The organism is Parabacteroides chinchillae, from assembly GCF_900108035.1.
GTDB classification, from domain to species: domain Bacteria; phylum Bacteroidota; class Bacteroidia; order Bacteroidales; family Tannerellaceae; genus Parabacteroides; species Parabacteroides chinchillae.
Map to the genome: position 1 here is coordinate 101116 of NZ_FNVS01000006.1, position 24082 is coordinate 125197.

Below are 24082 nucleotides of genomic sequence, written 5' to 3' on the forward strand. Positions count from 1 at the left end.
ATGGAAAAAATAACAATTATCACATGAATACAACAACAAAGAAAGAGAAAATCAAATTCAGCAAAGCATTCTGGGTAGCCAATACCGTAGAACTGTTTGAACGCGCCGCCTACTACGGCGTTTTTATTGTAATAACCCTTTACCTGAGCCGTATCCTCGGGTTCAACGACATTCAGGCAGCCAGTATCGCCGGCATATTCTCAGCCTGCCTTTACCTGCTCCCCACCTTTGCCGGGGCACTTGCCGACAAAATAGGCTTCCGCAACTCCATGCTGCTGGCCTTCACCCTCCTCACTTGCGGCTATCTGGGACTAGCTCTCTATCCTACCTGGCTTCAATCCGCCGGTCTGGTAGAATACGGAACCACCACTACCTTTACTGGATTGCCGGAAAGCAACTTCAGCTACGGAATCATCCCCATCATGGCACTGATCGTATGCGGAGGCGCTTTCATCAAAAGCGTTATCTCCGGAACTGTAGCGAAGGAGACCACCACCGAAACCCGCGCCAAAGGTTTCTCCATCTTCTATGCAATGGTGAATATTGGCGCCTTTTCAGGCAAAACCATCGTAAAGCCCTTACGTGAAGCACTAGGTAACGAAGGGCTTATCACACTAAACTACTTTTCGGCAAGCATGACATTTCTTGCCTTGCTCGCCATCTGGTTCTTCTACAAAAGCAGCCAGCACTCCGGCGAAGGAAAAACGTTCCGTCAAATATGGAATGCCCTGATAAAAGTATGCAGCAACGGCCGGCTCCTGATACTGATCCTCATCATTACAGGTTTCTGGATGGTACAACACCAGCTATATGCCACAATGCCGAAGTACGTCCTCCGTCTGGCAGGCGAAGGAGCATCGCCATCCTGGTACGCCAATGTGAATCCACTAGTGGTAGTCCTCACCGTAAACCTCGTGACGCAAATGATGCGAAAGAAAACGGCACTCACTTCCATGACCGTCGGCATGTTCATCATGCCTGTATCTGCCTTGTGCATGGCATACGGAAATATGCTGGAAGGAAACACCACCATCCTGGGCATGCACCCGGTAGCCTTTATGATGGTAATAGGAATTGTATTTCAGGGATTGGCCGAAACGTTTATCTCACCCCGCTTTCTGGAATATTTCTCCCTGCAGGCTCCTAAAGGGGAAGAAGGGCTTTATCTCGGATTCAGCCACCTGCATTCGTTCCTGTCGTCTATTTTCGGATTCGGCCTGTCAGGCTTCCTGTTGAGCAAATATTGCCCTGAACCAGCCCTTTTCAGCACACATGCCGAATGGCAAGCCGCCAGTGCACATGCGCATTACATCTGGTACTACTTCGGAGCCATTGCTCTGGTATCGGCCATTGCATTGATCGTGTACGGACAAGTGGTGAAGCGGTTAGATGCGAAAAAAGCAACTATATAAAAATTTAGGATTTTCTTTATAACAGTTTTGTTCAAATCCCATTTTAATTCGGTTAAAGCCCTTAAACAAAACCTGTATAGACAGAAACAACAAAAAGAAAATCTTAATATTATTTCCCTCAAACATCCAGGCCTCAAAACCGATAGCGGTACTGGAAGAATTTTTAAAAGATATCTGTTCCTAAAGTCATCGGGAACATTTGAAAAAATCATCCCGATAATTTCAAAAAAACATCGGGATGATTTTTTTAGTTATTCGTATAAAGATTTGTGCTAAACACCGAATCAAACAATTTAAATCATTTCAATAAAATAATACGAACATTCCAAAACAGGCAAACATCATGCTCAAAACGCCCTTAAGTGTGCACTTTTCAGGGGAAAATACTTTGAGTTAAAGAATGTTTGATTAATTTTGCAAGCCGCTATTCAGCGACTTATAAAAGAAAGAATAATATATTTCCTCTTGGAAAATCTAATATTTCAACAAATATGAGTTTAAAAATTATTGTATTGGCGAAACAGGTTCCGGACACACGCAACGTGGGGAAGGATGCTATGAAGGCTGACGGAACAGTAAACCGCGCTGCCCTTCCGGCTATCTTTAACCCGGAAGACCTGAATGCATTGGAACAGGCATTGCGCCTGAAAGATGCTCACCCCGGGACTACAGTGACGCTGTTAACCATGGGCCCGGGACGAGCTGCAGAAGTAATCCGCGAAGGTTTGTACCGCGGAGCAGACGGCGGCTATTTGTTAACCGACCGTGCCTTTGCCGGGGCAGACACATTGGCTACTTCGTATGCATTGGCTACGGCTATAAAGAAAATCAAAGATTATGATATCATCATCGGCGGCCGCCAGGCTATCGACGGCGATACGGCACAAGTAGGTCCGCAAGTGGCCGAAAAGTTAGGAGTGACACAAATTACATATGCTGAAGAAATTCTGAATGTAGACCAAAAAGCACGCCGTATCACTGTAAAACGTCATATAGACGGAGGCGTGGAAACTGCAGAAGGTCCACTGCCTATCGTAATCACAGTTAACGGATCGGCAGCACCTTGCCGTCCGCGCAATGCAAAACTGGTACAAAAATATAAACGTGCATTAGGCGCACAGGAAAAAGCAGCCATCAACCTGGCAACAGAATACATCCCGTATGCCGACCTCTACGAAAAATATCCATATCTGAACATCACAGAATGGAGTGTTGCCGATGTGGAAGGCGATGTTGCACAATGCGGCCTGTCAGGCTCCCCTACGAAAGTGAAAACGATTGAAAACATCGTATTCCAGGCAAAGGAAAGCAAAACGCTGAGCAGCTCGGACAGAGATATTGAAGATATGATTGTTGAACTGTTGGCTAACCACACGATTGGATAAGATTATGAACAATGTATTTGTATATTGCGAGCTTGAAGGCACTACAGTTGCCGACGTAAGCCTCGAACTTCTGACCAAAGGCAGGAAGTTAGCAAACCAATTAAACTGCCAGCTCGAAGCTATCGTTGCTGGAAAAGGACTGGACGGTGTGGAAAAACAAGTATTGCCTTACGGTGTAGATAAACTGCACATATTTGATGCACCGGGATTGTTCCCCTACACATCACTTCCCCACTCTTCCATACTGATAAACCTCTTCAAAGAAGAAAAACCGCAGATTTGCCTGATGGGGGCAACCGTTATCGGCCGCGACCTGGGACCCCGCGTTTCTTCAGCCTTAACAAGCGGTCTGACAGCCGACTGTACTTCACTGGAAATAGGTAACCACGAAGATAAAAAGGCAGGTATTACATACGAGAACCTGTTATACCAGATACGTCCGGCTTTCGGTGGCAATATAGTTGCTACGATTATCAACCCGGAACATCGCCCACAAATGGCTACTGTCCGCGAAGGTGTAATGAAGAAAGAAATTCTAGATACACATTATAAAGGTAAAGTAGAAAAGCATGACGTTGCCAAATATGTACAGGAAACTGACTACGTAGTAAAAGTAATAGACCGTCATGTAGAAAAAGCCAAGCATAACCTGAAAGGCGCTCCCATTGTTGTAGCCGGAGGTTATGGCGTTGGTTCAAAAGAAAACTTCGACCTGCTGTTTGACCTGGCAAAAGAACTTCATGCAGAAGTAGGCGCAAGCCGTGCTGCTGTAGATGCAGGCTTTTGCGACCATGACCGCCAGATCGGGCAAACCGGTCTTACGGTTCGTCCCAAGCTATATATAGCATGCGGTATTTCCGGACAGATCCAGCACATTGCAGGTATGCAGGATGCAGGTATCATCATCTCTATCAACAACGACGAAAACGCTCCTATCAACACAATCGCAGATTACGTTATCAACGGTACTGTAGAAGAAGTGCTTCCGAAGATGATTAAGTATTACAAGCAAAACACGAAGTAAATTATGGCTAATTTTTATTTAGATAATCCAAGCATGAAGCATCATCTTCATCATCCGTTGATGAAGCGCATCGTTGAACTGAAGGAACGCGGTTATGCCGACAAAGATCAATTCGATTATGCTCCACAGGATTTTGAAGATGCAATGGACAGCTACGAAAAAGTACTGGAAATCGTAGGCGAAATATGCGGTGAGATCATTGCACCCAATGCTGAAGCAGTAGACCATGAAGGCCCCAGTGTTGCAGACGGACGGGTTACATATGCAAAAGGCACGCAAGAAAACCTGAACGCTGTCCGCAAAGCAGGACTGATGGGTATTGCAATGCCACGTCGTTATAACGGGTTGAACTTCCCGATCGTTCCTTACATTATGGCAGCCGATCTGGTCTCACGTGCCGATGCAGGCTTTGAAAACCTGTGGGGATTGCAGGACTGTGCCGAAACATTATATGAGTTCGGTAACGAAGACCAGCGCCAGCGTTTCATCCCACGCGTATGTGCCGGCGAGACAATGTCTATGGACTTAACCGAACCGGATGCAGGTTCAGACCTTCAATCCGTAATGTTGAAGGCTACTTACAATGAAAAGGATGGTTACTGGTATCTGAACGGTGTAAAACGTTTCATCACAAACGGTGATGCAGATATTCACCTGGTTCTTGCCCGCTCGGAAGAAGGGACAAAAGACGGCCGCGGTTTGTCAATGTTTATTTATGACAAGCGCAATGGCGGTGTAAACGTTCGCCGTATCGAGAACAAAATGGGTATTAAAGGTTCGCCTACCTGTGAGTTGGTATTCAAGAACGCTAAAGCAGAACTTTGTGGAGATCGCAAGTTAGGCCTTATCAAATATGTAATGGCCCTTATGAACGGTGCCCGTTTAGGTATTATGGCTCAGGCTGTAGGACTAAGTGAAGCGGCTTACCGCGAAGGCTATGCATACGCAACAGAACGCAAACAGTTCGGCAAAGCTATTATCGAATTTCCAGCCGTATACGAAATGGTTGCATTGATGCGTGCCAAGGCAGATGCTTCACGTGCCATGCTTTACGAAACAGCCCGTTTTGTAGATGTTTACAAAGCATTGGATGACATCTCGAAAGAACGCAAGCTTACCCCCGAAGAACGTCAGGAACAGAAAAAGTATTCAAAGCTGGCAGATGCTTTCACACCGATGGGAAAAGGTATGACTACCGAATATGCCAATCAGAACGCATATGATGCAATCCAGATACACGGTGGTTCGGGCTTCATGAAAGATTATGCCTGCGAACGTTTATATCGTGATGCACGTATTACGAATATTTACGAAGGAACAACCCAGTTGCAGGTAGTTGCCGCTATCCGCCACGTGACAACCGGAACTTATCTGGCCCAGATCCGCGAATACGAAGCAATCAACTACAAGCCGGAATTAGGAGACCTGAAGAATAAACTGCAGGCCATGACCGAAAAGTACGAAAAGATCGTTGCAATGGTTATCAATACCAAAGACAACGAGTATATCGACTTCCAGGCTCGCCGGATGGTAGAAGCTGCAGCCCATTGTATATTCGGATACCTGTTGCTTCAGGATGCAAACCAGAACGAAAGCTTCCGTCGCTCTGCCGAAGTCTATATCAACTACGGACAAGCAGAAGTAGACAAAATCGTTTCTTACATCAGCAAATTCGACCGCGAAGATCTGGGATATTACAAACAGTAATAGCCACCAGATATCATCTTATAAAAAGTCTTTGCCGGAGTCATAATTGACTACTGGCAAAGACTTTTCTTTTACAACATGCCTACCTTTTTACATTTACATACCTACCCCAATTAATTTAGTCGCCATCCTTTTTTCCCTCAGCATCCGTATTAAAGAAAATTTGATTGAGGCTATTCTTACATAAAAAAACGAAGACCGCAGGATTCACATCCGACGGTCTCCTACACTAACCCTTAACTTTAACCAATGAAAAACAATAATCAATTTTTATTTCAAAGCAGCTATTGCCGCTTCATAATTCGGCTCAGTTGTAATTTCAGAAACCAATTCCGTATATACAACCTTACCAGCTTCGTCTACAACAACCACGCCACGGGCTAATAAACCTTTTAGCGGGCCATCAATAAGAAGCATCCCGTACTTATCTTCAAAACAAGAACAACGGAACATAGATAACGGTATAACCTTATCAATGCCTTCCGTAGTACAGAAACGTCCTTGCGCAAATGGTAAATCTTTCGAAACTGCCAAAACCATAGTGTTGGGAAGAGATGCGGCTTCTTTATTGAACTTCCTTACAGAAGTAGCACATACCGCAGTATCTAAACTCGGAAATATGTTTATTACAATCTTCTTTCCTTTAAGGTCGCTTAACGATAATTCCGTTAAATCACTCTTCACACCTTTAAAGTCCGGAGCCTCTGCTCCGACAACCGGTAATGTTCCATTTGTATGGACCTCATTACCTTTTAACGTTACTTTTGCCATTTTTATGTAGTTTTATGATCACTCCTAAAACTGCTTACAAAGATAAGCAGCTTTGTTTATACGAAACAATAGAAATTAGCTTTTGTTTCACCGTTTAACTTATTTTAATCAACCTTTCTTATTATAGTTTTTTTTATCTTTGAGCTCTAAATTAAATAAAAATGGATTGGTTAATCATCTGTGGAATATTAGTAATTATAGTCATTCAAATACTTCTGCGACCGAAGCAGTTAAAAGAAAAAAACGAAGAATTGGAAAAGCTGCTTAACGAAATGCAACGCTCATTTGAACGTATAGAAAAGAACTTCAGGGAAGACTTCAGGCTAAACAGGGAAGAAAGCCGGCTGGTTTCGCGAGACAACCGGGAAGAACTTGCCCGTTCCGTGAACGAATTCAGGGAAACCTTTGAACGAGGTATTGCCTCGTTCAACAACCTTCAACGAGAAAAATTCTCAGCTCTCGACGAACGGCAGCGTCAACTAGTAGATAATACGGAAAAAAGATTGGAAGAAATCCGTATCACCGTAGATGAAAAACTACAAAAAACACTAAACGACCGCATCGGCCAATCATTTCGTCTTGTAACCGAACAGTTGGAAAATGTTCAGAAAGGATTGGGAGAAATGCAGACACTGGCACAAGATGTAGGCGGACTAAAACGCGTATTAAGTAACGTAAAGACCCGGGGGAATATAGGAGAAATACAATTAAGTATGTTACTGGAACAAATTCTGGCACCTGAGCAATACGAAGCGAATGTACGAACGCGCAAGGGGTCTGACGCTGTTGTTGAATTCGCAGTTAAATTACCGGGCAGAGATGATGTGCGCGAATTTGTTTACCTACCGATAGATGCCAAATTTCCAAAAGATATTTACGAGCAACTTCTCAATGCATACGACAGTTCCGATACGCAGGCAATCGATACGGCAGGCAAATTATTGGAAACAACCATAAAGAAAATGGCTAAAGATATTTCAGATAAATACCTTGCCCCTCCGGCTACTACAGATTTCGGCATAATGTTCCTTCCATTTGAAGGCATATATGCAGAAGTGGTTCGCCGTTCGGCGTTATTAGAAGAATTGCAAAGGGACTACAAAGTCGTAGTTACTGGTCCCACCACACTTGCCGCCATATTAAACAGCCTCCAAATAGGATTCCGTACATTAGCCATACAAAAGCATTCCGGAGAAGTTTGGACTATTTTAGGGGCGGTAAAAAAAGAATTTGAAAAAGTAGGCGGCATGCTTGAAAAAGCACAAAAGAACCTCCAGACAGCCAGTGGACAAATAGAAGAAGTATTGGGTAAGCGTACCCGTGCTATCCAGCGTAAATTAAAAGATGTTGACACACTAAACGATCGGGAAGCCCGTGCTATTTTGCCCGAAATTGGTATATTACCCGAAGAAGAAGAGCTATAAATCGATAACCTGTGTTATCCGAACAAAATCTTAAACCTTGTGAGTCCATCGGAATATGTCCGCAAAGAGAATGTACAATTATGCTTTAAAAGTACCTCACGAATAAAAATAAGGCCGATACCCTGCCCGTTAGGTTTAGTAGAAAAGAATGGACTGAACAGTTTCGTTTCCGTCTCTTTGTCGATACCTTTACCGGTGTCGGCTATTTCCAGGCAAACCGGAGAGCCGGATGTAGTGATATAGATTTCACCATCTTGTTCTATAGATTCGGCAGCATTTTTTATGATATTTACTAATACCTGTTCAAAAAGGGAAGGGTCTAAATCGGCAACCGGAGATACTTCCGATAACTCCATCCTGATCCGTATATTACGATTCTGGCAGATCATTTCCATAAAACGCTTGCAATAACTAACTACTTCATTTAACTGTACCGGCTGTAACTGCGGCTCCGGTATACGCACAACGTCCGCAAAATTGGTTATAAACCGGCTCATACTATAACAACGATCCATGGAAACCTGCAACACATCGCCGACTTCAGACATATTATCCATTCCGTCAATGGCAGACTGCAACGTATCCAATGTAGAGGTAATACCTGCAGTGGTATTATTCACTTCATGAGCTATCATACGAATCACCTTCTCATACGCTTTCTTTTCGGCCTTAAACACTTCCTGTGTAAGTGTTTCCACCAGATAGAACGGATGATGAAAGCCTCTGTCTACAAACGAAGAATGAGTACATTTATAAATATTAGCATCATTCAGCCGAACAGTTTGGGAATCATACAACGGAATTTGCAATAGCTCCGAAGCCAATGGGGTATCTATTTCCGACAACTTTTTTCCAACCAGCTCCAATGATGTGTATGCTCCAAATATCTTACATGCAGCCGGATTAACGGACAAAACTTCGCGATCCAAGTTTAATATGACAACGCCCATAGGCGAGGCATTGATCAATAAATCCAGAAAATGGTTTTGTTCGCGAAGATGCAGCCGTTCATTCTTTAATTGTTCCATCATCTTGTTGAAAACATCTACTACACGATCGGCTTCTGTCTGCCCTACACGGCTCAACCGTGAACTAAAGTCCTGCTCCTTCAATAATTCCATACCGTTTCCTATCGTGTGCAACGGCCTGATAATACGACGATAGAAAACGAGCATGTATACAACAGTAAGGACAACCAAGCCTTCTACGAAGAAAAACATCGGTTTGGAATATGAGAAAAAGACAAAATAGGTCAGTATTGCCAATATAATCAGCAATAAAACAGTAAATACCCAAAATAGTCCTTTTACTCTCATCCTATAATCTCAACTATTTATCGACAGGAATATCATATTTTTCCAACCGGCGATACAAAGCCGCCCTGCTAATACCCAAAGCAGTTGCCACATGAGAAAGATTGCCATTATGCGTTTCCAGTGCCTGAAGTATAGTTTGCTTTTCCAATTCATCCAGGGTAAGACCTTCAAAAGAAGTAGGGATAGAGCGCTTTGTTTCCATAACATTATGACATTGTCCTTCAAAATCGGACACATCTATAACAGATTTACCCGACACCAGCATAGTACGTTCAACCAGATTTTTCAGTTCCCGGATATTACCCGGATAGGGCAAACGTTGTAAATAAGTCAAAGCTTCCGAAGAAAACCGCACATTAGCCAGACCATTCATCTCCGATTGTCTGTCTGCGAAATAACGGGCTAGCAAAGGTATATCTTCTCTGCGCTCACGTAAGGCAGGCAGATGAACAGTAATCAAATTTATACGGTAAAACAGATCTTCTCTGAATGTACGTGCCGCCACCATTTCGGGAAGACTGCAATTAGTGGCGCTTACTACGCGGATATCGACTTTCCGGGGACGGCTATCGCCCAATACTTCAAATGTCTGGTCTTGCAACACACGAAGCAACTTTACCTGGCAAGACAACTCCAGATCACCTATTTCATCAAGAAATATCGTACCTTTGTTAGCCATCTCAAAACGTCCGGTGCGGTCAATATAGGCATCTGTAAAAGCCCCTTTCTTATGCCCGAACATTTCACTTTCAAAAAGGCTTTGCGAAAGACCTCCCAAGTTCACTTTCACAAATGCTTCCTTAGCACGCGGACTATTGGCATGAATCGCTTCCGCTATCAGCTCTTTACCTGTACCGCTTTCCCCGGTAATCAATACCGATGCATTGGTAGGAGCTATACGTGAAACTGTTCCCAGCACATCCATCAAGGCAGTGCTTTGTCCTATAATCTTATCAAAATGAAATTTATTATCAGCATCCGTACGGTTAAGAGGCTCCTTCTTCTCCGTTTTCTGTTCGCAAAGTTCCAAAGCCGTATTAATAGATTTCAGAAGCACCAGGTTGTTCCACGGCTTCGTAATAAAATCGAATGCCCCAGCCTGCATTCCCTGTACGGCCAGTGAAATTGATCCCCAAGCCGTCATCAATATTACAGGTACATCGGGGCGGAAAATTTTTACTTGCTTCAAGAGTTGTATGCCCTCCTCGCCTGTCGTAGTCATGGTAAAATTCATATCCATCAGTATAAGCCGGGGAGCTGTTGCACGCACAATCGCCAAAGCCTCTTTTGGACCCGGCACAGCTTCCGTCTCGTAACCTGCACGTTTCAACAAAAAAGTCAGCGAGGAACGTACCACGGCGTCATCATCTATAATCAATATCATAAACTCTTCTGTATTTGATTACAAAGGTAATTTTAATTATTTAATATCGCTTAGCTTAGTAATTAAGTAGAATACTTCTTTCTCTATTCTTAACTACTTGACTACTTTAACTTCTAATATTCCCGACTGCTTAACTCCTCTTTACGATTTCCTCAAAGTCTGCATCCAGATTATGCCTGTTAATAAAGTCGTACAACGTCATACTACGGATGTTGTAAAAGTAATACCAGTAGTTATACAGCTCCTGGATATGCTTCTGGCGCGCATTATCTTTTGAACTCTGCGCATCATTCAAATCGAGAATGTCTATCTTGCCGATCATAAAAGTCTCTATCGAAGTTTTATACCGTTTGCCGGCCAGTGTATCTACCTCTGCTGCTATTTCAAGCTGGGCAGCCTGGTTATTAAAGTTCTCAACCAATAAGAAGACATTCTGATTAAAATTCATCTGCTCCTGTCGCGTCTTAGATAAAACGACCTCGCGGTTAGACTCGGCTACTTTTACCTTTCCCTTCCGTTTTCCCCAGTCGAGAAGAGGAATAGTTACTCCAACTTCCACAATCTGGTTATCTTTTAAATGGTTATAGGCAGCCCCCATCGTATGGTCTTTTCCTGTATATCCGATGGAAGCAAACAGGTTAATGCTACGGCGATTTCCTTTAGCTGTAGCTACATCATAGTCAGCCTCTAGCTGGCGACGAAGAATATTCTTTGCCAGAGAGTTATTTTCCTGAGCCTTTTCCAATACTTCATGATAATCCATCCGCACGCCCGGCACAGTTTCGGGTACTACCGGAACCACTATATCTTGTTCGCTCAAAGCCAGAAAAGAACGAAGCTGGAACATATTTGCATTAAAACCGGATTGTGCTTCGGTAAGCAGTCCTTTTGCCTGCAAAGCCGATTGCTTCAAACGCATTAATTCGCTTTCCGAGATATGTCCTATCTTACGTTTCGCCACAGCAATATCATACAACTTATTGGCATTTTCAAGATTTTGCTGTGCTATATGCATATTCTCCTGGGCAAGCAAAAGACTAAAGAAGTTGTTAATCGTGGTAAGCGTAACTTTCTCTACGCTCTCAATATAAGATGCTTTTGCCTCCTGATAGCGCACAGGCTCGATACGACGTTTCCATTTTTGATCATTCACTCCGAAAATAGGCTGGGTCAAGGTCAAACCAACCGGCACACTCATATATTCGTTATAAGCTCCGGTGCCTAGCTGGCGTGTAAAGTCCAGTGATGTATTCAATGATATCTTACCGCCTGTCAAGGCTATATTCTGTTCGATGGCAAGTTCTCCGGTCAATCCCAACGAATTATCCTGTACGTATGTATAAGCACCGTCCGATTGCTGATATTTACTATATTTCTTATTATAAGAAGGCAGCGTACCGGTAAACATTACTTCAGGAAGCTGGTCTGCACGGTGCGTACGATATTCCCAGTAAGCCGTACGCAACTCATTTAATGCAACAGCAGCATCAACAGACTGAATCTGGGCAATAGTAATAGCATCTTTCAACGTAAGCCTCACTATATGTGTATTATCTTCTGCCCGCAAACAAGCTATGTCAACCAGTAAGCAGGCAATAGCAATATAAACCTTTTTCATGCTCGTATCCGTTTTTGCCACATACAAGGCAAAAGCTATGCCAAAAACGTACCCTATTGATAATCTGAATTGTACTAATCAATGCACTGTTCGGAAACGGACACTGTGTTCGTTTTTGAAATCATCAGGAATTATATATCTTTGCCCGGCATTCAAATAAAACAATTCACCATGTCGGCAACAACACTCTCCATATTATGTACTATTGTAGTCGTACTCATTTGTACCTTCATATATAACTCCTTGATCGGCAAAAGAAATCAAGCTGAAAACGCATTCGCTACTATCGATGTAATGCTAAAAAAACGCTACGACCTGATACCCAGCCTCGTCACCGTAGTCAAGCAATACGCCGCCCACGAGAAAGAACTATTTGCACAGATTGCCGAAACAAGAAGCAAAAATTATGCGGATATGTCGGACAGTGATAAAATGGAACTGGACAAATCGTTCGGTCAGGCCAGCGAAAAGCTCATGATCATAGCCGAAAGCTACCCCGAACTGAAAGCTTCCGATAACTTTATGCAGTTGCAACGTGCCATCAACGAAACGGAAGAACAGCTCTCTGCCGCACGCCGTGCCTACAATGCTGCCGTAACCGACTACAACAATAAAGTAGAAAGCTTTCCTTCCAACCTGATAGCAGGCCTGTTTAAGTTCTCGCGCAAAAACGTTTATACATACAATCATGAATAATATCCTATCTTTTGAAGAAATCATGAACAGGTTGGCTCCGGTTATCCGCGAACTGGAAGAAACCCGTATCGCCCAGCTTACCGATGCCAAGAAGAAAAGTGCAGTCTGGGGATGCTGTATTATCCTGATAGCAGTAATTATCTCACTGATTGCAACATCTGCGCCCGGCCCCGGGGTGTTTTTCGGGCTTTTACTTACCATCCTGGCTACAATGATCATCTTCAACAGCCATTCCAAACGCCTGTCTCCGAAGTATAAGAAAGAATTGATAGGGAAACTGATAGAAGGAATAGTTGAAAACGGAAGATACGAACCCGATTCCGGTCTGTCTGAAAGCGAATTCAACAGCACCGGCCTTTTCAACACCCCCGACCGTTACAAAAGCGAAGACCTGATTAGCGGAAAGATAGGAAAGACCCCCTTCTGCTTTGCCGAAGTGCATGCCGAAGAAAAGCATACTACCACAAACTCGAAAGGACAGACCACTACCACATGGGTTACCCTGTTCAAAGGCTTCATGTTTATTGCCGATTTTAACAAAGACTTCGCCGCACGCACCCTTGTACACCGTAACTCTTTCCTGAACTTTATGATGGGCAACAGGGTTAAACTGGAAGACCCGGTATTTGAAAAGCATTTCGACGTCTTTTCGACCGATCAGGTAGAAGCCCGCTATATCCTGTCGCCAGCCATGATGGAGCGGATGATCAAGCTGGATGAACAGTTCGATAACGACCTCCTGTTCAGTTTCTACCAGTCCAAAGTGGTTATCATGGTGAAGTGCAGCCGCGATCATTTCGAATCCAGTATCCTGCGTCCGGTCAACCAGACGAAAACGCTGCAAGAGGAGTACAACACAATAGTATCCCTTGTTTCCATCATCGAGGCACTGGATTTAAACACACGCATCTGGAGCAAAGAATAACCCTAAAAGAACAAATAAATGAAGAACGACGGTTTTACATTCAATAAGAGGCTGCAGAGTTTCAAGTACGCATTCAACGGCATACGCCTGCTGATAACCAAAGAACACAATGCCTGGATTCATTGCTTTGCTGCAATATGCGTAATCATCGCAGGATTCCTTTTCGACCTTTCGCGCATGGAATGGATTGCGGTCTGCATCGTTATCGGGGCAGTATTAGCTGCCGAAGCGGTCAATTCGTCCATCGAGGCCCTGGCCGATCTGGTTTCTCCCGGGTACAATGAAGCGGTCAAACGCACGAAAGACCTGGCAGCAGGAGCTGTATTGATTACGGCAATAGCTGCAGCAGTGGCAGGGGCAATCATCTTTGTTCCCAAGATGATCGGGATGCCTTAACCCTTTTGCAGGAGGAAGTAATAGTAAAGCAATATTATCCCCTATTCCCCGTTACATAACGAAGTCTATATCATCTACAACTTATGAAACAAACAATCATAACCCTATTTACCCTCCTCTTTCTTATCAGTGGAGTGAACGCTCAAAAGATAGAAGTCGGCGGTAGCCGGAAAGCCGTACGTACATCAGGCGACGTACTGGTGTTTCTTACCCCTGTGGCCAGTCTGGCCGCTACATTGGCCATACAGGACTGGCAGGGCTTGAAACAAGGAGCATTGTCAGGAGTAACCACCATAGGGCTTACCTACGCGCTGAAATACATCGTTAAGAAAGAACGGCCGGACCACAGCGACATGCACTCCTTCCCCTCGATGCACACCTCCGTATCGTTTGCAGGAGCAGCCTTTATACAACGCCGCTACGGCTGGAAATGGGGCGTGCCGGCCTACCTGGTATCTACCTACGTCGGATGGAGCCGCGTATATGGCAAAAAGCACGACTGGTGGGACGTAGCCGCCGGAGCCGCCATTGGTGCGGGCAGTGCTTACATCTTTACCCGACCTTTTGCCAGGAAGCACAACCTCTCCATAAGCCCCGTCGCCGGAGACGGGCATTACGGAGTGTATGCATCGATGACTTTCTAGTAAGAGGACAATGGACAGGTAAAATACCGCTCACACAACTGCCAACTGTCAACTGCTTTGTCCATTGCTACATTTTTCTTACCTTTACCCCATCACCAAAAACACTAAACAGCATGGATAAAGCATTACCACCTTCGGAACACCGTCCAAAACCTCAAAAGGTATATATCCGCCTGAGCCAAAGCAATCTGCCCGGACAGGAAGAGACGTTCAAAGGGCACGTAACCCAACGCCCGTCTATCAATGTTGAAGAACTGGCCGAGCGGCTGCACAAGAATGGCTGCGGGTGCCGGCCCGAAACCCTTATCAGCAACTACCGCCTGATGACGAACGAGATATACAACGCCCTGGAAAGAGGCTACAATGTAGACTTCGACCTGGGCAGGGTGGAAATATCGGCAAACGGCAGTTTCAATGGCCACTTCGACCGCTTCGACCCGAAGCGCCATCATTGCATCCCTGTCTTCCGCCCCTCGCCCCGCCTCCGCCAGTTGGCCGGAGACATCCGCGGAGAGGTGTCCGAACTGGGAGCCGTCAATTCTCCCTGGCCAGTCCACGTATCCACCCTGAGTATCATACAGATGGAGCAAGCCGGCCAACACGCCCCCGCCCCCATCCCCGCCGGCTACAACGATCCGCTATGGGTGTACGGCCAACGCCTCAAGATAATGGGCGACCTGCCCGAAGTAGGCGTTTATCTAACCTGTGAAGGAACGGGCGAAACTTGCCTCATCCCTTCCAACAAACTCTATATCAACACAGACAGCGAGTTATGCTTTGCCTCACCCCTACCGCTAACGGCCGGAGAGTGGACACTGAACGTATGCACGCAATACAACTACCGCTATCGGTTGTACAAGAAGCCTCGTATGGGATCGATTACCTTTACCGTATCAAACGATGCTCCCTAGGTAGGGAGATAAATTCTCCCTAGGTAAGGAGAAATGTTCTCCCTAAGTAGGGAGATAACTTCCCCCTAGCTAGGGAGCATTGTCTGCTGGCCTAAGCCCAAGGTATTCGGGGTGGTAATGTCACGTACCGTGGGGTAGTAATGTCATGCACCGTGGAGGCCGTTACTCATAGTGAAGCGCATCCGCCGGCTCCATCCGCGAAGCACAGCGCGAGGGATACCAGCAGGCGCCGATGATGATGAGCGCCAAGACAAGCAAAGTAAGTATACTTACCACAGCGAAACGCCAGACCGAGACAGGCAGCACATCTACCGACAGGACTTCCATATAAGCTATATTACCGCAGATAAGAAGAGCCGGCAAGGATGCCAGAAACAAAAGCAGCAATCCTTCGTTTATCATTAAATGGCAAATACCGCGGTGGGTAGAGCCTACAGCCATACGCAACCCCAACTCTGCACGCCGCCGGTTCACACGGAACCAGAAGGTTCCGATTACTGCAAGAAATACGTTAACAAGGAAGAAGCCGGAGATGACAGATAAAACCTTCTGCCCGCTCGATCCTAACGAGTATTCCAGGAAAGAGGAACGTATTTCGGTATATGGCTCCACGTCGGACACCCAATAGTTGCCTGCCGTCAGCGAACGTTTCGTTTCTTTCATAAAGCGCTCGGCAAAACCGGACGGGCTTATTCCGGCACGGGTACGAAAGCAGATCTCCAATGAATTCATATCGTGTTCCTTCAGGTTCAACGTTTCCATGAACCGGTCGTCCAGCATTTCAAAAACCTGAACGTTGCCACTTGTTGCATACTCGTCGTTACGCAAGGGTTCGGACACGGCTACGATGGGGTAGCTTATCGAATCTGTCACATAATAACGCTTGCCTACTACATCCGTCCGCCCGAACAACTCTTTTGCAGTAGTGGCAGATATTACCTTTCCTTCCGGTAGACGCCGGGCCAGTTCTTCCATGCTTCCTCCCGAAAGAAGGTGGATGCCGAACACCTTAAAATAGTCGGGGCTTACATTCAAATACCGTACATTAACATTTGTGGAATCGTGATGAATCTGGCTGGTCCAACAACCATAAGTATAGGGTAATGCTACGTAAGACATACAAACGGCCTCTACGTCGGGATGAGCCTTTATCCTCTCTATGATGCGATAGACATTCTGCCGGGGTTCATCGCTTCCCGCTTCATATTTGATAAAAGACCGGGCGTTCTGCGGACGCACGGATATTGTTGCCCGGTATACATTTTCCACATTGAATCCCACCGGACGGCTAGCCAGTATGCCACGCATAAGGAAATAGTCGGTAGTAAACCATAACACAATAAACACGACCAGCAATTCGGCCAACACCCAGCAATTATTGTACAGGTTTGCCTTAATCAGTTTCAGTATATGTAGTATCATAAACAGTTCCTCCCCCGTTATTAATTAGCTGTATTAGTCAGTGCGTCCGTTATGCTTACCTGCAAGGCACGGAAAGCAGGGACTATCGACGACAGCAGGTTCAACACCAGACAAATCATAAAAGCATAGCCAAACACCTGCATATTAATAAGCATCGGCAGGGAAAGGCTCATATCCATTGTTCCCCCGGACAGCATCATCGTAACGAACGACCCCAGCAATAATCCGCGTAATAACCAAACTAACAAATAAGAGAATAACAGTCCGGCAAAGCCGCCCGGCAACATCAACAAGAGGTTCTCGGTGAGAAGCTGCATCAAGAGTGTACCTTTGCGGGCGCCAAATGCCCTGCGGACGCCTAATTCGGGAATGCGGTCGTGTATATGGAACGTGTTCAGCCCGGACAGATTCAACGCAGGGACCAACAGGAACAGCAGAAGGATGATGAGTAGCATGAAGAAGGTCTTTTTCCAGTCCTGCATAAACAACGAATAAAGCATGTTCTGAAAATAGAGAAGAGGCTCCGTTCCTTCCAATTGTCCGTCGACCAACATTGTGTTGTATTGCTTTATCTGCCGTTGCCATTCATCGCGAAATGCTTTCATATCACCCGGGTTGCGCAACAATATACATACGCTAAACGGCCCTATTGATGCTCTTTGCTCTATAGAGGAGAGTTCCGATAAGGCAGGCAGGCTACTGTATGGAACCCAAACATCGGCATAAGCATCCGGCGTAACGGCTGAGACATCTGCCACCACCCCGCATACCGAATATTCAACATCATTGAGTAGAATCGTTTCGTTTACTACATCAGTCTTCCCAAATAGCATACGCGCAGTCTTCTCGTTCACAACAACACGTGAGAGGGAAGAAGAAACAGCCGCTTTATCAAACGGTTTGCCTGCCAGGAAACGATAGCGGAATATCTGCCAGAAACCATCGTCGGTTGCCATCAGGTTTACTTTAGGCGAAATATCCCCTCCCTGCAACCGGGCATAGCTATCACCTATGATATACCGCAAAGGCAGCGGATCAACCTTTATCGCAACAGCTTCCGGCGTTGTCATCGGATATATGCATTCCTTTATTGTTCGTAAGCCGTAGCTATAGGAGCTCCGGCTCATATTACTTTGCACGTATGACAGGCCATTCAAATAACACATCCTGTCACGGTGTACCTCTGGCGCAATGTTGGCTGTACGGATATGGTAAACAACAGCCATGACCATAACCATGGATATAGCCAGTCCTGTTCCTATAATGTAAACAGTGCTGAAGAAACGGTTCCGTTCCATCAATTGCCAGGCTTGCCTGAAGTATAGTTTGTACATGGTATTTTTCGTATTATCGGCTATGCCGGTGTTTAATATTATTTACTGTACCTGGCGTCCGTCAAAGAAACGTATGGTTCTGGACGTCTGTTGCGCTTGTTGTTCGTTGTGGGTTACCATCACAATGGTGCGGCCGTCTTCCTTATTGAGTTGGTGAAGCAATTCCATCACTTCGATACCCATCTTCGAGTCCAGGTTGCCGGTCGGTTCATCGGCAAGGATGATGTCGGGATTACCTACAATTGCACGGGCAATGGCCACACGCTGGCACTGACCGCCGGAGAGCTGTGTGGGAAAATGGCGTATGCGGTGCGAAAGGCCTACCTTTTCGAGTACTGCCTCAGCCGCTTTCCTGCGTTCCGAAGCGGACACTTTGCGGTAGAGAAGGGGAAGCTCCACATTATCGAGCACATTGAGCGAGTTGATAAGGTGGAACGACTGGAAGACAAAGCCCAGTTGCTTGTTGCGGAAAGCGGCCAGTTCCTTGTCGTTCATGTTAACCGTGTTCACTCCGTTGATCTCTACTGTTCCCGAAGTAGGCGCATCCAATAACCCCATAATGTTCAGTAACGTGGATTTACCGCACCCCGAAGGGCCCATGATAGATAGAAATTCGCCGTTGCGTACTTCAAGGTTCACATTTTCCAACGCTACCGTTTCTATCTCTTTTGTACGGTAGATCTTCTCGAGGTTTGTTAGCTTAATCATTGTTATTATGTATTAATAGTTTACTTCTTTGTTTATTCATAATGTAACGCTTCCGCCGGTTCTATCTTTGCAATCCTGCGGGCAGGAAACCAGATACCGACAACGATCATCAGTCCGAGCAACAGGAAAGTTCCTCCGAAAGTAACGGTAAACCGCCACCAGGTATAAGGCAGGCGCACCGTATCAGGCATATCGAAATAGAGCATATTTATAATAAAGATCAACACCAATGGTGCAGTAAAAGCCAATAGTGAAATACCTTCTGCATACAGGAAACCTTCCAGGCGGCTACGGCTGGAACCGACAGCTACACGCAATCCCATCTCGCCCCGGCGATACTGCGTGCGGAGCCAGAAGGTGCCGATGATACCGAAGAATACATTCAGCAGCATGAAGCAAATCAGGATGATCTTCTTCATCATCGCATCCCGTCTGTCTTTCAACATCGTATCCCGGAAGTTGCCCAATGGGGTGACACTCGACGCATAAAGGTTGTTTACTGTCAGGCGATCATCCATGCCTTGCAGGAAGTTCTCCATATCTTCCGCGCGGAATCCGTCTTTCATCCGGATCAGACATTCCATATTCTGTACCGGTATGTTATTGGCTTCTTCCACAACGTCCTGGTCTGTCCGCATCAGCAGGTAGAAACAGGGTTCGCTTCTTTCATACTCTGTCCGCCTTATCGGGTTGCACACGGCAGCGATGGTCATCGTTCCGGTGGACGTTGCACTCCATTTCAGTTTACGTCCCATGCCCGATTGCCCGTTATAGAGTTTCGTCTCCATATCTTTCGAGATAACAAGTTCTCCCCCATTCTGCTCGACGACTGCACGTAACGTTTTCCCGTCTTCTGATTTAATCCGGAAGACATCGAAGTAGGAAGGCGTCACCCTAAAGCACTGGAACTGGTCTGTCACTTCCGTCGTATCGGTAGTTCCGGCTTGTGTGACTGACATCCAAGCGGTAGACCAGGTATACGGGCAGGCTGCATACGAGATACAAGCCTCATCCACCTGTGGAGCCTGACGGAGATTATCGACCAGCCGTACCAGGTCTTCTCCATCGGAAGTCTCCTTCAACGAATCAGGCACATACCCCGATGTCGAGGGATTCATCTTCCCCAGGTTCACCCGGTATACATTGCTTATATCGCGCCCCAAGGGAGAGTAATAAGTACAGACGTCCACCAGCAAGGAATCCATTACACTCCAAAGTATGGCCGCCACAACAAGCAGCTCGGCAAATATCCAGCCGTTACTACGGCGCTGGTTCCATATTATCTTAAGGGTATGTATAATCATAATACGTCATTGTCTTTTAAGGATGAAACGATTGGCTGGCGGGCAATGCGCGCTGCCGGTATGCCTGCCGAAAGCAAGTTGAGCAACAGGCTGAACAATAAAGCCACTACAAACACGGCCGGTTGAAAAAGCATATCGCCGTGCAATGCAGTATCGCTATCCTTCAGCAGAAACTCTTTACACAGTGGTAAGAATATGAATGAGCATGCCAGTCCGGTAAATCCACCGAGAAGTGTAATGAGGCAGTTCTCGTACAACACCTGCCGTAGCAGATTCCCTTTTGTTGCACCAAACGCTTTACGTACTCCCATCTCCATACGGCGCTTCTGTACGGCCGAATGCGTAACGCCAAGCAGGTTCAACGCCGGGACGAGAAGCAGGAACAGCAACAAACCACCTGTTTCGGCCAAATAGTCTTTCAGCTCCACTGTCCGTTGTCCGATCGAGCCGATGGCTACATCGAACTGGCTGATCGGGTTGTTCAAAAAGTTGATCTCTGCCTCCTGCTTGGTTGCATTGTAAAGAGCGATATGCTTCTTCAGTTCTGCTTTGATGGGGTTGAAGTCGGCGCGTTTTTTAGCCAGCATACATACAGAGAACCATCCGGACATATTCTCCATAGAACTATTATTCATCAGGTTGATATCTGTTGTATAAGGTATCCAGACATCGCCATAGGCTGTATTAGCGGCACGGCTCACATCATCCACTACGCCGCAGATGGTATATTCTTCCATATCTACCATCACCTGCTTGCCCACCACATCGGTCGTACCATATATTTTCCGGGCCGTCGAAGCAGAGAGTACCAACGCCGGTATAGCCGAATCCATATCGGCCTGCGTAAAGGGTTTACCGGCCAGGAAACGGAATGAAAATATCTTCCAGAAGCCCGGATCAGTGTAGGTAATGGCATACGCTTTATACATTCTCTTGCCGGGAACAGACAAAGGCTTTGCCCCCAGAGCATAAGCCGAGACGGCTTCGGGAAGTTGCAGCGAATAAAAACATTCCCTGACAGCCTCTACCGACATACCTCCACGACTCCATCCATTGCTGCTCCGCACCTCTGTTCCTTCATGTACGTAAAGCATACGGTCGCGGTCGTTCTCCGGGTAAAAGCTAGCGAACTGTATCTGAAACACCAACACAACAATCATAATCATCGCTATCGAAATAGCTGTCCCGGCTATGGAGATCACGGTAACGAGCCGGTTCTCCTGTAACATCTGAAAAGCCTGTTTCAAGTATTGTTTAATCATATTACTTTAGTTTCAGTTTGTTTTTGTCTTTATAAGATGCCATATCGGAGACAACCACCTCATCTCCTTCCTGCAAACCACTTACCACTTCCACATATTCAAAGTTGCTGTCGCCTAGTTGTACTTTACGCTTCAACAACCGGTCTCCATGTACAACGAAAAGCTCATATTCGCCCTTACCAACATAATACGAAGCATTGGCAATGCGCATCACATCTTCCTTTACGGCATTCATCACATATACGTCGGTCTTTAAACCTGAACGCAGGCGTTTATGATTATCTTGCAGCAACTGCACGGTGAAGGAGATAACGCCATTCTTCGACAAAGGAGTAACATCGCTTACGGTGCCTTCCAGCTTTTCATTCCCAATCTTGACAACGGCTTTGCTTCCGGCCGCAATGCGGTCGCCATAGGTATCGGCTATCTCGCCCTCTATCTTGAAATGAGACAGATCGGAAACAATCGCCACTTTTGTACCTTGCCCCACTTGTGCGCCAACTTCGTTGTTTACATAAGTCAGGATCGCTTTGCGGGGCGAACGGATTCGGGCATCTTCCAAAGTCCGTTTCGTTTCGGCCAGGCCTTTACGGAATATATTAAGTTCCAGTTCTTTTACTTTCAGGTCGGCTTCGGCAAGTGCTTTCTCGTTCTCGTATTTCTGTTCGTCTTCTTTCAACTGAAGCTGGCTGACGTTATAGTCGAGTTCTGCCTGGCGAACTTTATCGGTCGTACCGGCTCCCAGGCTGTCAAGATAACGCTCGTTACGAAGCTCCACTTCTTTGCGGTTTAACGTCATACGCGACACTTTAAGCTTCATATCCATTTCGGAGAGTTTATTGCGATTGGTAACTTTGAGTTGTTCCAGTTGAAGACGTTTCATCTGCTCTTCATCCAGTAATTTATTATAGTCGGTCTCTGCACTCTGTAAATCCAACTTAAGGATAGGCGTACCTACATCTACAGAATCTCCCCCCTTTTTATATATCTCTACAATACGGGAATTAATCGGCGAGTTTATTATTTCCTCAAAAGCGGGAACCACCTTGCCGGAAGCACTTACCGAGACTTCAATCATACCTTTATCCACTTTGGATAAATTTATATCTTTCCGGTTCAGGCTAGTCTGCATATAAGCAATGACACTCCCAACAGCCACGCAAACAATCAGCACAATCCCGCCAACCTTGATAAACTGCTTACGTTGTTCCTTCTTTTGTACTTCTTTTGAAATCTCCCTGTCCATATTTAGTATTGTTTTTATTCTCTGCCGTCACAAAGGCAAACTTTGTGCCAAAAGCGTAACCAACTGATAGTGTGATACCAGTAGAACTGCTAAGTGTTCAATATCGAACAGTGTGTTCGCTTTTGTGCAAAACTTTTCGCATCGTACACTTGTTTAGGAAAGAAACTAAACGGAACGTTTACACTCCGCTTTTCATTAATCGCTAAAACTATCAGATATATGAACACAAAATTTGCTCTTTTATCCGTCTTTGCAGGGTTAACCCTATTCTTCGCCAGTTGCAGTAAAGATAACGACGACAATCATGAAGGTATTATTCCGGTAGAAGACGTAGCCAAAGCATTCAGTCTAAAATACCCGAATGCTAAAGATATTACATTTGAAATAGAAGGAAATTATTATGTAGCCGATTTTATGAACGGTACGGTTTCTACCTCTGCCTGGTTTACCGATCAAGGTAAATGGATGATGGAGAAAATTGATATTTTGTACAATCAGCTTCCGGCCCCTGTAACTGCAGCTCTAAAGGCTGGTGCATACTCTGATTGGAAAGTAGACGAGACCGATCTTATCAATCGAACCGGTATGGGAACTGTTTACAAAATTGAAGTGGAAAAAGGAAGCATAGAAACCGACTTGTATTATTCCCAATACGGTAACCTGATTAAAACCGTTGACGATGCTTCAAATAACAGCGATGCTCCTATCGTAATACCGGATGCCGTAACAGAGTTGATGAATCTTACATTCGCCGGAGCCGAACTTCTGGATATCCAACCGAATTCTGAGGGCTATGAGCTGAATATGCTGGATAACAAAGTCTACAAAATTGCCCAGGTGAATAAAGATTACAGATGGCAGAATACAATGTGGCAAATTGCTCCATCCGAAGTTCCGTCCATTATTGCAGAAGCATTTGAGAAATCGGTGTATGCTAACGATGAAGTGAAAGCAATCTTTACATTAATCAATGTTGACGGTTCATTCCAACTCTTCGAAGTCGTACATGGAGGGCAGAATACCTTCGTTACTTTTGATGTATTTGGCAATATTGTCAAGTCTTAAACTATCTGGTAATACAACCGCCTGAAAAAAGCTGCGCAGTTGCCGACCCAAACCTACAAGGCTTCCTGTTTAAAGCTGCGCAACTTTTTTAATTCAGGTGCCTATATAAACTTAATTACATGCTTATG

At 45.4% G+C, this 24082-nt stretch carries 21 protein-coding genes; 11 read left to right on the plus strand and 10 right to left on the minus strand.

What is annotated here, in order from left to right; all coding sequences use genetic code 11:
* The first annotated feature begins 23 nt into the window (after positions 1 to 23).
* The 4 genes from C4S38_RS06165 (at position 24) to C4S38_RS06180 (ending at position 5528) form a co-directional block, all read left to right on the plus strand.
* On the plus strand, positions 24 to 1412 hold the full coding sequence (locus C4S38_RS06165) for an MFS transporter (protein ID WP_103982990.1): 1389 nt from the start codon (positions 24 to 26) through the stop codon (positions 1410 to 1412).
* Between the two features lie 491 nt (positions 1413 to 1903).
* On the plus strand, positions 1904 to 2797 hold the full coding sequence (locus C4S38_RS06170) for an electron transfer flavoprotein subunit beta/FixA family protein (RefSeq protein WP_103983062.1): 894 nt from the start codon (positions 1904 to 1906) through the stop codon (positions 2795 to 2797).
* Between the two features lie 4 nt (positions 2798 to 2801).
* The gene (locus C4S38_RS06175; protein WP_103982991.1) at positions 2802 to 3821 is read left to right on the plus strand and encodes an electron transfer flavoprotein subunit alpha/FixB family protein; all 1020 of its coding nucleotides are present in this window, start codon (positions 2802 to 2804) and stop codon (positions 3819 to 3821) included.
* A gap of 3 nt (positions 3822 to 3824) precedes the next feature.
* Positions 3825 to 5528 carry an acyl-CoA dehydrogenase family protein gene (locus tag C4S38_RS06180; RefSeq protein ID WP_103982992.1) on the plus strand — a complete coding sequence of 568 codons (1704 nt, stop codon included), beginning with the start codon at positions 3825 to 3827 and terminating at the stop codon, positions 5526 to 5528.
* 270 nt (positions 5529 to 5798) lie between these two features.
* On the opposite strand, the gene tpx is transcribed toward C4S38_RS06180, so the two are convergent.
* Complete coding sequence (gene tpx / locus C4S38_RS06185; protein ID WP_103982993.1) at positions 5799 to 6299, minus strand: thiol peroxidase; 501 nt, start codon at positions 6297 to 6299, stop codon at positions 5799 to 5801.
* Between the two features lie 161 nt (positions 6300 to 6460).
* On the opposite strand from tpx, the gene rmuC reads away from it, so the two are divergent.
* Complete coding sequence (gene rmuC / locus C4S38_RS06190; RefSeq protein ID WP_103982994.1) at positions 6461 to 7723, plus strand: DNA recombination protein RmuC; 1263 nt, start codon at positions 6461 to 6463, stop codon at positions 7721 to 7723.
* A 14-nt stretch (positions 7724 to 7737) separates the two neighbouring features.
* Here the strand turns inward: rmuC and C4S38_RS06195 are convergent, their stop codons facing one another.
* The 3 genes from C4S38_RS06195 to C4S38_RS06205 all read right to left on the minus strand — a co-directional run bounded on the left by C4S38_RS06195 (position 7738) and on the right by C4S38_RS06205 (position 12041).
* Complete coding sequence (locus tag C4S38_RS06195) at positions 7738 to 9039, minus strand: sensor histidine kinase (protein WP_103982995.1); 1302 nt, start codon at positions 9037 to 9039, stop codon at positions 7738 to 7740.
* 13 nt (positions 9040 to 9052) lie between these two features.
* Positions 9053 to 10423, minus strand: a complete 1371-nt coding sequence (locus C4S38_RS06200; protein ID WP_099463283.1) for a sigma-54-dependent transcriptional regulator — start codon at positions 10421 to 10423, stop codon at positions 9053 to 9055.
* A 130-nt stretch (positions 10424 to 10553) separates the two neighbouring features.
* Positions 10554 to 12041, minus strand: a complete 1488-nt coding sequence (locus C4S38_RS06205) for a TolC family protein (RefSeq protein ID WP_099463284.1) — start codon at positions 12039 to 12041, stop codon at positions 10554 to 10556.
* A 171-nt stretch (positions 12042 to 12212) separates the two neighbouring features.
* Between C4S38_RS06205 and C4S38_RS06210 the strand changes: the two genes are divergently transcribed.
* The 5 genes from C4S38_RS06210 (at position 12213) to C4S38_RS06230 (ending at position 15613) form a co-directional block, all read left to right on the plus strand.
* Entirely contained in the window at positions 12213 to 12737 is a 525-nt protein-coding gene (locus tag C4S38_RS06210; RefSeq protein ID WP_200817944.1) for a LemA family protein, read from the plus strand.
* Positions 12730 to 13662, plus strand: a complete 933-nt coding sequence (locus C4S38_RS06215) for a DUF3137 domain-containing protein (protein ID WP_103982996.1) — start codon at positions 12730 to 12732, stop codon at positions 13660 to 13662. The genes C4S38_RS06210 and C4S38_RS06215 overlap by 8 nt, the downstream gene beginning before the upstream one ends.
* 18 nt (positions 13663 to 13680) lie before the next feature.
* Positions 13681 to 14058 (plus strand): diacylglycerol kinase family protein, encoded by a 378-nt coding sequence (locus tag C4S38_RS06220; RefSeq protein WP_099463286.1) that lies wholly within the window; start codon positions 13681 to 13683, stop codon positions 14056 to 14058.
* An 83-nt stretch (positions 14059 to 14141) separates the two neighbouring features.
* Positions 14142 to 14702, plus strand: coding sequence for a phosphatase PAP2 family protein (locus C4S38_RS06225; protein ID WP_103982997.1), 561 nt, complete (start codon positions 14142 to 14144; stop codon positions 14700 to 14702).
* 113 nt (positions 14703 to 14815) lie between these two features.
* Positions 14816 to 15613: a DNA-binding domain-containing protein gene (locus tag C4S38_RS06230; RefSeq protein WP_103982998.1), complete on the plus strand. Its 798-nt coding sequence runs from the start codon at positions 14816 to 14818 to the stop codon at positions 15611 to 15613.
* A 162-nt stretch (positions 15614 to 15775) separates the two neighbouring features.
* Here the strand turns inward: C4S38_RS06230 and C4S38_RS06235 are convergent, their stop codons facing one another.
* From C4S38_RS06235 to C4S38_RS06260, 6 genes are read right to left on the minus strand one after another with little or no spacing between them, the layout of a single operon-like run.
* On the minus strand, positions 15776 to 17035 hold the full coding sequence (locus C4S38_RS06235) for an ABC transporter permease (protein ID WP_103982999.1): 1260 nt from the start codon (positions 17033 to 17035) through the stop codon (positions 15776 to 15778).
* A gap of 20 nt (positions 17036 to 17055) precedes the next feature.
* A complete protein-coding gene (locus C4S38_RS06240; RefSeq protein WP_103983000.1) occupies positions 17056 to 18369 on the minus strand; it encodes an ABC transporter permease in 1314 nt (437 codons plus the stop codon).
* Positions 18370 to 18411: 42 nt separating this feature from the next.
* Positions 18412 to 19077, minus strand: coding sequence for an ABC transporter ATP-binding protein (locus C4S38_RS06245; protein ID WP_103983001.1), 666 nt, complete (start codon positions 19075 to 19077; stop codon positions 18412 to 18414).
* Between the two features lie 32 nt (positions 19078 to 19109).
* A complete protein-coding gene (locus tag C4S38_RS06250) occupies positions 19110 to 20381 on the minus strand; it encodes an ABC transporter permease (protein ID WP_103983002.1) in 1272 nt (423 codons plus the stop codon).
* Positions 20378 to 21643, minus strand: coding sequence for an ABC transporter permease (locus C4S38_RS06255; protein WP_103983003.1), 1266 nt, complete (start codon positions 21641 to 21643; stop codon positions 20378 to 20380). Before C4S38_RS06255 ends, C4S38_RS06250 begins: the two co-directional genes overlap by 4 nt.
* A gap of 1 nt (position 21644) precedes the next feature.
* Positions 21645 to 22889 carry an efflux RND transporter periplasmic adaptor subunit gene (locus C4S38_RS06260; protein WP_103983004.1) on the minus strand — a complete coding sequence of 415 codons (1245 nt, stop codon included), beginning with the start codon at positions 22887 to 22889 and terminating at the stop codon, positions 21645 to 21647.
* 219 nt (positions 22890 to 23108) lie between these two features.
* Between C4S38_RS06260 and C4S38_RS06265 the strand changes: the two genes are divergently transcribed.
* Entirely contained in the window at positions 23109 to 23954 is an 846-nt protein-coding gene (locus C4S38_RS06265) for a PepSY-like domain-containing protein (RefSeq protein WP_103983005.1), read from the plus strand.
* The last annotated feature ends 128 nt before the right edge of the window (positions 23955 to 24082 follow it).